The sequence below is a fragment of the Planctopirus hydrillae genome, from assembly GCF_001707835.1.
GTDB lineage: Bacteria > Planctomycetota > Planctomycetia > Planctomycetales > Planctomycetaceae > Planctopirus > Planctopirus hydrillae.
On record NZ_LYDR01000032.1, the window covers coordinates 1 to 358 of the forward strand.

The 358-nt window shown below is 57.0% G+C and carries 1 pseudogene; it reads right to left on the minus strand.

The window, feature by feature from the left end:
- Positions 1-66: 66 nt before the first annotated feature.
- Positions 67-330, minus strand: a pseudogene (locus tag A6X21_RS02345) (hypothetical protein); the annotation flags it as partial.
- Positions 331-358: the final 28 nt, after the last annotated feature.

Consider the following 358-nt stretch of genomic DNA (forward strand, 5'->3'; position numbering starts at 1 on the left):
TTGGCATAAGGAATATCGACCCCACAAGAAACGTAACCACTCGGCTCTAGACAAAAGATGTCGCAATTAAGGAGCGTGATTCATGTACCCGTGTCGGTGAAGGATGTCATGCACCTGCGCCGGCTCAAACGCCACATCCCAGCACCACGTGCCAAAGCCGCCCTTGGCATTGACGGCATCAACCCATAGCTTCAGCGCATCGCGCTTGGCCACGTTCTGCGGCGAGTCCTCGCCCTTGATCTCCAGCACCAATGTCTTGCTGTTGGCCAGACGCACGATGAAGTCGGGCAAGAAGCGACGGCGTGATCCGCCCCACAGGTAGAACATCTTCGACAGCAGCGATCTGGTCTCGGCCTAC